Below are 10,053 nucleotides of genomic sequence, written 5' to 3'. Positions count from 1 at the left end.
GTGAGTTGTGGTTGATTTCCCCTCCAGATGCTCGCTTTCCGCGGGGCGGGCGGTGAGCCTCCTCGGCGTAAACGCCTGTGGGGTCTCACCTGTCCCGCTGCTCCCGCAGGAGTCTCGCACTTCCGCTCCAATCAACCTTAAATAGTTTCGTTTTAAAACAACAATCTTTATGAAAACAGCTTATTTATAAAACACTTTATCGACGTTGTATTTAGCATGAAGCTTATTGATCATATACGTTTCATAGATTTCACGTTCCATAGCGTCTTCGACTAAAAGAATGTCAATTTTCTTGACTTCATTACGATGCTCTTTAATCGGAGAAACATTATCCTCAAAATGCTTCTTGACCCTTGGTCTTAATTTACGGGCTTTACCGACAAAAATCAGTTCATCGTTTTCATTGTAAAACAAGATGATGCCGCCTTTATCACGGGGAATCAAATGAAAATCGATAAACCCGTAAATTTCAGGAATGACAGCTTCGTCTCCTTCAATCACTTGCTTTCTTTGTTTGATGCTTATATCCGCTGCAGGGATTTCAATTTTAATCATTACAATTCACGTCCTCTATTTGTATAAGGTGAAACTTTCAATCGACTCCAGTTTCACGCCAAGCTCATCACTTCAATCTTAAAGGTAAATGGTATCATAATTATGAGTGAAAAGCCATGAATGCCTTGCTTGGTTTAAGCTGATTCTAAATATAAAGAAGAAGACTCGCTTGGGAGCCTCCTTCTTTATCGGAAATATCCGTTACCACCTGTGAGCCTTTGCATTGCTTCTTAGTATAATGTTTGTTTGTGATTCTTGCGTGTGGCCATTAACTTGAGATTTTGAACGCTTAGGTCTTGTCCAATTATGGTGAAACTTTTGAGAATGTGGATCTAATTGATCTTTATAGCTCATTCTGTGTCACCTCATCATTAGGATTTGGATATTCCGTTCAGTGATAGTAATCCCCATCACTTGTTCTAGTATTTTATTTTTCCCAGCCATTTATACATATTCTTTAAAAAGCGAATTCAGCTGACTTGCCTTTTGCAAGGACTTTCCCATCGTCATCCACCGCATCACTTGACATGACGGATATGCCTTTTATGTTTCCATCATTTAGAATGAAACCAATGTTTCCGCTTTTTGAACCGTTTCCTTCTATTTCACCAGTAAGTTCTTCCAAATAGATCTCATCTTCCCATGTCAGATGTTCTCCTCTGTCCGTTTCAAGGAAAGCAACTGGCGAAAACTTAATTTCTTTATCCGAATTGTTTTTGATTTCCACGTTCACTTTTACGATATCGAAATCTTCATCATGCGTATAGCCGTGGAAGAAATCGATCATGCTGTAATCCGGAGTGGCATGCATCACTTTCATTTCTTTGACTTTAACCTCGACCGGGCCAACATTCAACGTTTCATTCACTTTTTTATAGGCCTTCAAAGTTAATTCGCCTTTGGCATCGGAAACATTCTGATCGATTTGGTTCAAGTTTATATCATCAGGAAGCTGCGGATTCGGAACATAGACATCCTTTTTTTCCAGTGGTCGTGCAATTTCCTCTGTTTTTTCTTTAGCTGTTGTTTCTTCTTCGTAAGCTGGTTGGGTATTAAGAGCACCAAATGCCGTTAATAACAGGGCACCGATCATCAGTCTGTTCATTGAATCCCTCCCTGAAGTCATTATTTCTTTAATAGCTCAAAAATGATTTTGGCTTGATCCGTGTTATCGACTTGCCCGGCAAAACGTTCTTTATATGGCCCGTATGCGTAGACTGGAACATCTTCACCCGTATGTCCCCCAGTAGTCCAGGCAGTATTGGTCCGGTTATCGAATATGGCTTCGATGGCATTATCGACATTCGTCACATTTTTTGATTTGGCAGCTTCAGTTACCGTTTTGATTTCACCGTCAGTTAGCTTCACTACATTTTGGTTAATATATTGCTTTAACGTCTTTTCACCATCAGCGCCTTTGACGATGGCATCCGCCATGAAGTCAGGAGTGCGTTTGGCTGCCTTGATTGGCTCACCGTACCAGTTATATATTCCTTTTGCTCCGATCGAGAATCCTCCTGTAGAGTGATCCGCCGTAGCCACCACTAAGGTATGTTTGTCTTTCTTCGCAAATTCCATGGCCGCTTTGTATGCTTTTTCAAAGTCTTCCATTTCACTCATTGCACCTACGATATCATTATCATGTCCTGCCCAATCGACCTGGCTTCCCTCGACCATAAGGAAGAATCCATCTTTATCTTTATTCAAGCGCTGGATCGCCGAACTTGTCATGTCTGCCAAAGAAGGCGTATCACTTGGGCGGTCAATCATTTTCGGAAGTCCTTCAGAAGCGAATAAACCAAGGACCTGCTCATTTTTGTCCTTAAACATTTGATTTTTATCCGTCACATAACTGTAACCATCTTTTTCGAAGGCTTTCGCCAAATTGACATCAGGCCGGACAAAATTGGACTTCCCACCGCCCAATAGGACGTCAATTTTATGTTTGCCTTTGATTAATTCGTTATAATAATCGTCTGCGATTGAATTCATGTTTTTCCGATTTTCATCATGGGCGCCAAAAGATGCAGGCGTAGCATGAGTGATTTCCGAAGTGGCAACCAATCCCGTCGCTTTTCCTTTTTCCTTTGCTGCTTCCAATACGGTTTTGACTTCGGATTTATCATTATCCACTGCAATGGCAGCGTTATAAGTCTTCACTCCTGCAGACATTGCCGTAGCGGCTGAAGCTGAATCCGTTATATTTTGTGCAGAGTCTTCTGGGTAAGTCATCTGCTGGCCAACCAAGTATTTATCAAACTCTGTCCGCTCTGCCACCTTCGTACCAGGATTATCTTTTAAATACCGGTAAGCGGAGGTATAGGAAACACCCATGCCGTCACCGATCAGGAAAATAACGTTCTTGATTTCCGGTTCTTTATTTGGGTTCCCCTTTGCCGAAACACGATCCGCACCGGACCATGATAAACTTCCAAGTGCGATTCAAATGAATGACCTCCCGTAATGTTTTCTATTTAATTTAACTATAGGTGAAGAAAATGAACTCAATGTCAAGGCTATGTAAAAAAGCGACAGGATAATTGTTAAGACAAAGTAAAGACAGCATGCGGAATTGGTTATTCAGGGAAATCATCAGTAGCTGGGGTATATTACAGGCCATTCAACGTCTTCAAATCGGGTGGTTGTTAGGAGAGTTTAATGTGCTATTAATGGAGAAAAAAAATAAAGCATCCGAATAAGGATGCTTTAGAGTAAGACAGCAGACAAAGTCATCTTTGAGAAACGTTACATTTTTTTCGAAAATCCGCTTTTTTTCGCCGACTGACTGTCAAACCTCCTGTCGCAAGCATCTAGCGGAGTTTCGGCTAGCCAGTTATTCGGCAGGAAAATCATGAAGCACAAACTATTCTTAAACCGTTCGGGATGAGACCAGCCTACGTTTTACTTTAAAAACCATTCCAGTTGATTGGAATGGAAGGTACGAGACTCCTGCTGGAAAAACGTGTCCAAGGGAGACCCCACAGGTGCAAATGGCGCCGAGGAGGCTTCCGGACCGCCCGCGGAAAGCGAGTACCTGGAGTGAAGATCATGTTATTTATTTAAGAAATCCGCTCCCTCTTGTCGACAAGCTGGAGCGCTTTTTTCACTATTCTTTCTCTACAACTAAACATTCCAAAGCACGGGCCGCATTCACTCTCGCCACCTCGATGGAATCGGCAGACGACAGGGCGACCGCAACCCTTCTACCTGCCTTTGTAACTGGTTTTCCGAAAAGACGCACTTGTGTATTAGGTAAAGCCAAAGCCTGTTCAACACCGACTATTGAATATTCCGATAACTCATCTTGCGCTTTTAATGGACGGCTGGCACCCGGACTGATCAGCTTGATTTCCGGGATGGGGAATCCTAGAATCGCCCGAATATGAAGGGCAAACTCGGACAAATTCTGAGTCACCAATGTCACTAGCCCCGTATCGTGCGGACGTGGGGAAACTTCACTGAAATAGACTTTATCCCCTGAGAGGAAAAGCTCTACCCCGAATAATCCGTACCCGCCAAGTTCATCCGTAATGGCATGGGCAATTCTTTTCGCTTCCATTATTTGTGCTTCTGTCATATTATGCGGCTGCCAGGATTCAATATAATCCCCGCCCTGCTGAATGTGACCGATGGGAGCACAAAACATGGTACCATTTACGGTCCGGACAGTAAGCAGCGTGATTTCCGAATCAAAACGGATAAATTCTTCAATGATCACCCGTCCATTTTGAACCCGGCCGCCTTCCATCGCGATTTTCCAGCAATCCTCCAGGTCACCTTCCGTGCGGCACACACTTTGCCCTTTACCTGAAGAACTCATCAGAGGTTTGACGACATTGGGAAACCCAACTTCCTTGGCAGCTTGGACAAATTCTTCATAGGTGTTTGCGAATTTGTAGGCTGCTGTCGGAATCTCCAGCGTTTCAGAAGCCAGCCTCCTGATCCCTTCACGATCCATCGTCAATTTAGCGGCTCTTGCTGTCGGAATGACTTGAAAGCCTTCCTCTTCCAACTTGACTAATTCGGATGTAGCGATGGCTTCTATCTCCGGTACAATCAAATCGGGTTGTTCTTTCTCTACAACTCCCCTTAGTTGTTCCGCATCCAGCATATCGATCACATAACTGCGATGAGCGACTTGCATGGCAGGGGCATGTTCATAGCGGTCTACAGCAACGGTCTCCACACCAAGTCGCTGAGCTTCAAGTATGACCTCTTTCCCTAATTCACCCGAGCCCAATAATAAAATCTTTTTCGATTTATACATTCAGTCTCTCCTCCTTAATTCCTCAAAAACATTATATACGAACTATAAACGAATAAACATAAATATTTATTCGTATTTTCATTTAAAATCACACTGAAAACAGGAAATGAATATATTTATTTCCCGTTATCAAATACCAACTTGACAAATAGGATTAATACACTTTATACTGCTTTTATATAAGGAATATATATAAGCTGACTAGTCTACTGGAGGCTCTCTATTCAACAGGAATAGGGGGTTTTTTCGTTTTTATCAATGAGGGAGGAGTTTACTATGCAAAAGGAATTGCTAAGGACCATTTCCCCTGTCATGAATGAGAAGAAAAATGGAGGCTTAGAAGACATGGAGTACCTTAATCTTCCTGACAGACTATTTTTCCACTGGTGCCAGCAGAAATATCGACTGAATAGAGGGGTTTACAACACGATCGATCATTGGTTCTATGAATACGGCATTGTCCATATTCTTCACCGCCGGATCAACCTTTTAGCCTTCTTGGATTTCGCTTCTACCTCGGAACAGGAAGCCGGAAAGACAAAGTTCATTAAATTCGGCAATGGTGGCCTAAGGCAAAAGCTACAGGAATTCATTGCAGATTAACCTGAATCTTATAGGGCCCTTATCAGTAATATGCCCATTCTCCACCTACTGGTAAGGGACACTTATCGAATGTCGAAATTTGCAATACGATTACTTTTGAAAATGTAAGCGCTTTCTATTATAATGAAATTAGGTTGGATGGCATGCGTGGCCGTCACAGTATCTGGCGTAGGTGGGGCCAATACTAGCGCTAAGGAAGGTAACTTCTTTACCGTAAAACTATTAGATTCCTTTTGGTAGGGGCTGCAAAATCACCGGGGCATGGAAAATGTCCGTTCATTTCAAGCTAAAAAGCGAGTTAATCATGCAATCGATAAGTAAAGCATAACTTTACTTATTTTTTGCAGCAGCCCTCATCGTTTCAAGTCTGATAGTTTATAAGACTAAAAAGCTCTACCCCATGGAAACGGAGTTGAGCTTTTTCATTTGGTCAGATTTCACATATATAACCCTGCCAAGAAAATCCCAAGCGACTTCTGATAAATCTCATCGAACTGTGATATGGGAAGGGGATTCGTTCCTTTGCCCAGCTCCACGGTAAATCCCGGCCTGCGCCAATCCTGAATGAACCAATCCTTATACCCTGCATAACTATTGGCGGATTTGACAGGCTCATATCCACTGACCCTCGCAAACTCATTGACTATCGCTTCCGACTCGGGTGGTTCCAAACCTTCAAACCCCCAAAAAATCACCTCTCCTTGGGTGTGGAACGCAAGGACTTTGCCAAAATCACGTTTTTTTGTCAACTCTGACATTGCAATGGCCTCTGGCTGTGTAAGCGGCCCTTCCCCTGGATAATTAGCCGGACCTGGCTCCGTTACATTATTACGGGCTTGTTCCAGTTCCCATTCGGCGGGAAATTGATCATTCAAATCCACACCATTGATATTGGCTTTCCAGCCAGAGAAGTCTTCGCTTCCATTATTCCATTCGATGAGCCGTCCTCTCAATGTCTCATCTGCAGGCGGTCCTTTCAAAACCAACTCCACTCCGTCCGGATTCACCATTGGGACGATCGACAGCATCGTCTGTTGATAAAAGGGAAACATATCTAGACCGCGGATGTCGGCCTGATTCGTGATTGCGAGTAAATAATCATTTAAAAAGGTCATGATCACAGGCGTCGTTATCCACTCATTCGCATGAAAGGAACCATTATAGTGAACTCGTTTGTTGCCATTTCCAATCAGAACCTCGGGGATATCCCTTTCAAGCACGGAGTCCCCGATGGGGGAGGTTTTTATAAATGGATAGATTGTTTTCAAACGTCTAACATCGGTCATCATCGTCCCATAATCATATTCCCGATTACCTTGAATGAGCCTCCACGTAATCCTTAATGGCACAGAAATTGTCTGACCGACTTGCAAGGCATTCGGGTTGAGATTGGGATTAACTAAAAATAGGGCATCCATTGAAAGATTGCGTGACCTGGCAATTGCCCATAATGAATCACCTTGCTTTATGGTATAGCCGGTCGTCGTAAAGCCAGGTATTTTGATTTGTTGGCCAATCATAAGTGCAAGTGGATCAATCCCACTATTGGAATCAATGATAAGTTGGTAATTCACCTTGAATAATTGGCTATAATACCACAAGGAATCATTTTGCCGCACAAAAACGTCCATACTGCACCTCCTCTTAACCAAATGTATGCAGATTCGATTCAATTATTGCCAAAGCAAAAGTCACTCCTCAAAACGAACCAAATTGGGGTTTTCATCCAGAATGCTTTGATATTGCTCAGTACTTCCATACGTACCATCAGGGTCTAATTCCCGATATCTTTTGAATTTCGCCATCCGATCTTCTTTTTTGACCCAGCCCAGATGCTTCAATCGTATGTCGGATAACTTGTGAGGCAATTCAAAGACATTTTCCGTAAATCTACCGCAATGCTGCGGCCTATCGTTCCATTTGCATTCAAACCCCTCCCGATATCTGACCAGGAACGGCCGGTAATACTGGTGAGCGCACCAGTGTTCATCCCCCCTGTAATGGGTATCATTCCAAAAGTCATATAACCGGAAGCAATATACATCCACTTCTTGATCGCTTATCAGCTGCCTGACTTCCTCTTTGAAACTATTTTCAAACACTTCATCGGCGTCAAGATTTAATATCCACTCGGGATTTGACTTCACCGTCTCTTTCCATTGCATTTTACGAAGTTCAATTTCATTGGAGAACTTGGAGATATCATTCCTGATGATACGCACCGGCATCCCTTTCAAAACCTCTAAACAAACCTCTGCGGAATTGTCCGTGCTGCCGTCATCAATAATCACGGCTTCATCTTTTTGAAATCCGCGACCTTCCATACCAGATTTTCATTCCAGTAATGGGTAGTGCCATTACACACATAAATATCGCTTTGATTGGATGCTAGTAATTTGACATTGTTCTGCTCCTGACTGAAATCTTCGAGCATCTTGCTTGATCGCTCATCTTCATTGTCATCAATGAAGAAATAGGCAAGTTCCTTCCCCTCCGCATCCAACCGTTTGAGTGAAAGCAGAGAACTTTTGTAAAATATGTGATTTTTGGTAAATTGGACTGCCCACTAACACCCGAACCTTTTTACTGGTCATTAATACCACCCTTTACTGTTAATCTTGACTGGCCCCCAATTAATCTGACTGCAAGACTTTCCCTGAAGACATTTATAACTATATATTCTTACCGAACTTGTGGGGTGTCATTTAAAAACGGCGTCCTGTGTACACAAAACAGGCATCCATTCATGAATGGATGCCTGTTTGCATTTACTAGATTGGGAGTTTCATATTTTACACTTCTTGCGGTACAGATAAACCTAAACCTTCGGCTATGCGCGTTCCGTATTCCGGATCGGCTTTATAAAAATGACCGATTTGACGAAGCTTGATTTCCTCTAATTCCACAGGTTTCATTGCGCCCACGATCGTGTCAACAAGGCGCGTTTTCTCTTCGGCACTCAATAGACGGTATAAGTCACCTGCTTGAGTGTAGTGATCATCACTATTATGACCAACTTGTGCAGCTTTCCCGGTCACCTCGAAAGGAGTGACTTTATTTTCCTCTGATTCGGCAGGGCCGCCAAAACTATTCGGCTCATAATAAACAGATCCCTTGCCATTGTCATCTGCACGCATGAAGCCGTCACGCTGATAGTTGTTCGCTTCCACTTTCGGACGGTTAACCGGAAGCTGGTTATGATTCGAGCCCACACGGTAACGGTGTGCATCTCCGTATGCGAATAGACGACCTTGAAGCATCTTGTCCGGGGAAGCCTCAATTCCCGGTACGAATGTTCCCGGTGAGAATGTGGCTTGCTCTACTTCAGCAAAGTAGTTTTCAGGATTTCTGTTCAATTCCATACGGCCAAGCTCAATCAGCGGATAATCTTTTTGAGACCATACCTTCGTCACATCGAATGGATCGAAACGGTATGTATCCGCATCTTCCAGAGGCATGATTTGAACATATAATTTCCAGGCAGGGAAGTCCCCTTTTTCAATCGCATTGAAAAGATCTTCCGTATGGTAATCAGGGTTTTCACCTGCTAGTTTTGCAGCAAGATCCACATCAAGGTTTTTGATGCCCTGTTCTGTTTTGAAGTGGTATTTCACCCAAACGCCTTCTCCTTCAGCATTCACCCATTTAAATGTGTGGCTACCGAAACCATGTGTATGACGAAGTGTAGCAGGAATGCCCCGATCGGACATCAGGATCGTCACTTGGTGCAGAGATTCCGGTGAATGTGACCAGAAATCCCAAACAGCCGTAGGGTTTTTCAAATGTGTTTTAGGATCTCTCTTTTGTGTATGGATGAAGTCGGGGAATTTAATCGCATCGCGAATAAAGAATACTGGTGTATTATTACCGACGATATCGTAGTTTCCTTCTTCGGTGTAGAATTTAACGGCAAATCCACGCGGGTCACGGACTGTATCTGCAGAACCCAATTCACCTGCAACTGTGGAGAAACGGATAAAAAGATCTGTCTTCTTGCCCACACCATTGAAAAGCTTAGCTTTCGTGTACTGAGAAAGGTCGTTCGTTACTTCGAAAGTACCGTATGCACCGGCACCCTTCGCATGAACCACACGTTCAGGGACACGTTCACGGTTGAAGTGAGCTAGCTTTTCCAATAAGTGTACATCTTGAATGAGCACAGGGCCGCGTTCACCGGCAGTGATAGAGTTTTGATTGTCTCCAACTGGGGCTCCCCAGCTTGTAGTAAGGTTTTTCTTATTCGACATAATTGAACCACCTTTTCATTATTATTTATGTATATAATGATAAAGCTTCTCAGAAAAAAATCAATACTTATTTATAATAATTTTAATATAATAATCAATTCATTATTCACTCGCTGATGATATAACTCCAAAAACATCCATAATATGGATAGCCCAAAAGGTACAAACGCTGATGGAACAGCCTATTCAGATAATTGTATTCCTAATAATGGTATACGACCCTTATAGGCGATTTTCCTTCATGACGAGTGATTTTATCATTTCTCCTACCAATGGGATAGCAATCGAGAATGGTTAACGAATAATCATAGATACTTTGCGCTACTTCACCCTTTTCTTCTATTCATCTTATAACAAACCGAAGTGTTCTCCTGTGACTTT

10 protein-coding genes are annotated in these 10,053 nt (G+C 42.8%); 1 reads left to right on the top strand and 9 read right to left on the bottom strand.

Going from position 1 to position 10,053, the window contains the following annotated elements:
- Positions 1 to 180: 180 nt before the first annotated feature.
- The 5 genes from AC1DIV_RS10005 to purT form a co-directional block, all read right to left on the bottom strand.
- The gene (locus tag AC1DIV_RS10005; protein ID WP_170946990.1) at positions 181 to 561 is read right to left on the bottom strand and encodes a nucleotide excision repair endonuclease; all 381 of its coding nucleotides are present in this window, start codon (positions 559 to 561) and stop codon (positions 181 to 183) included.
- A gap of 195 nt (positions 562 to 756) precedes the next feature.
- On the bottom strand, positions 757 to 909 hold the full coding sequence (locus AC1DIV_RS10000) for a YpzG family protein (RefSeq protein WP_072272311.1): 153 nt from the start codon (positions 907 to 909) through the stop codon (positions 757 to 759).
- A gap of 103 nt (positions 910 to 1,012) precedes the next feature.
- On the bottom strand, positions 1,013 to 1,660 hold the full coding sequence (locus AC1DIV_RS09995; protein WP_340877928.1) for a DUF4352 domain-containing protein: 648 nt from the start codon (positions 1,658 to 1,660) through the stop codon (positions 1,013 to 1,015).
- 20 nt (positions 1,661 to 1,680) lie between these two features.
- On the bottom strand, positions 1,681 to 2,997 hold the full coding sequence (locus tag AC1DIV_RS09990; RefSeq protein WP_445670173.1) for an alkaline phosphatase: 1,317 nt from the start codon (positions 2,995 to 2,997) through the stop codon (positions 1,681 to 1,683).
- Positions 2,998 to 3,661: 664 nt separating this feature from the next.
- Positions 3,662 to 4,822 (bottom strand): phosphoribosylglycinamide formyltransferase 2, encoded by a 1,161-nt coding sequence (purT, locus tag AC1DIV_RS09985; RefSeq protein WP_063595889.1) that lies wholly within the window; start codon positions 4,820 to 4,822, stop codon positions 3,662 to 3,664.
- 276 nt (positions 4,823 to 5,098) lie between these two features.
- Between purT and AC1DIV_RS09980 the strand changes: the two genes are divergently transcribed.
- The gene (locus tag AC1DIV_RS09980) at positions 5,099 to 5,425 is read left to right on the top strand and encodes a hypothetical protein (RefSeq protein ID WP_226990476.1); all 327 of its coding nucleotides are present in this window, start codon (positions 5,099 to 5,101) and stop codon (positions 5,423 to 5,425) included.
- Between the two features lie 437 nt (positions 5,426 to 5,862).
- On the opposite strand, the gene AC1DIV_RS09975 is transcribed toward AC1DIV_RS09980, so the two are convergent.
- From AC1DIV_RS09975 to katA, 4 genes are all read right to left on the bottom strand, one after another.
- Positions 5,863 to 7,056, bottom strand: coding sequence for a M14 family metallopeptidase (locus AC1DIV_RS09975; RefSeq protein ID WP_477576271.1), 1,194 nt, complete (start codon positions 7,054 to 7,056; stop codon positions 5,863 to 5,865).
- Between the two features lie 60 nt (positions 7,057 to 7,116).
- Positions 7,117 to 7,749 carry a glycosyltransferase gene (locus tag AC1DIV_RS09970; RefSeq protein WP_477576270.1) on the bottom strand — a complete coding sequence of 211 codons (633 nt, stop codon included), beginning with the start codon at positions 7,747 to 7,749 and terminating at the stop codon, positions 7,117 to 7,119.
- Between the two features lie 138 nt (positions 7,750 to 7,887).
- Entirely contained in the window at positions 7,888 to 8,019 is a 132-nt protein-coding gene (locus tag AC1DIV_RS09965; RefSeq protein WP_477576268.1) for a hypothetical protein, read from the bottom strand.
- Between the two features lie 198 nt (positions 8,020 to 8,217).
- Positions 8,218 to 9,672 (bottom strand): catalase KatA, encoded by a 1,455-nt coding sequence (gene katA / locus AC1DIV_RS09960; protein ID WP_477576266.1) that lies wholly within the window; start codon positions 9,670 to 9,672, stop codon positions 8,218 to 8,220.
- Positions 9,673 to 10,053 lie beyond the last annotated feature (381 nt).

The sequence above is a fragment of the Peribacillus sp. 05N428 genome, assembly GCF_056397085.1.
This window is presented reverse-complemented; position numbering and strand designations above follow the sequence as displayed.

Bases quoted from the DNA above. Each gene is read 5' to 3' on its own strand.
- AC1DIV_RS09975 (WP_477576271.1), bottom strand. From the start codon at position 7,056: ATGGACGTTTTTGTGCGGCAAAATGATTCCTTGTGGTATTATAGCCAA.
- katA (WP_477576266.1), bottom strand. From the start codon at position 9,672: ATGTCGAATAAGAAAAACCTTACTACAAGCTGGGGAGCCCCAGTTGGA.
- AC1DIV_RS10000 (WP_072272311.1), bottom strand. From the start codon at position 909: ATGAGCTATAAAGATCAATTAGATCCACATTCTCAAAAGTTTCACCAT.
- purT (WP_063595889.1), bottom strand. From the start codon at position 4,822: ATGTATAAATCGAAAAAGATTTTATTATTGGGCTCGGGTGAATTAGGG.
- AC1DIV_RS09995 (WP_340877928.1), bottom strand. From the start codon at position 1,660: ATGAACAGACTGATGATCGGTGCCCTGTTATTAACGGCATTTGGTGCT.
- AC1DIV_RS09965 (WP_477576268.1), bottom strand. From the start codon at position 8,019: ATGACCAGTAAAAAGGTTCGGGTGTTAGTGGGCAGTCCAATTTACCAA.
- AC1DIV_RS09970 (WP_477576270.1), bottom strand. From the start codon at position 7,749: ATGGAAGGTCGCGGATTTCAAAAAGATGAAGCCGTGATTATTGATGAC.
- AC1DIV_RS09980 (WP_226990476.1), top strand. From the start codon at position 5,099: ATGCAAAAGGAATTGCTAAGGACCATTTCCCCTGTCATGAATGAGAAG.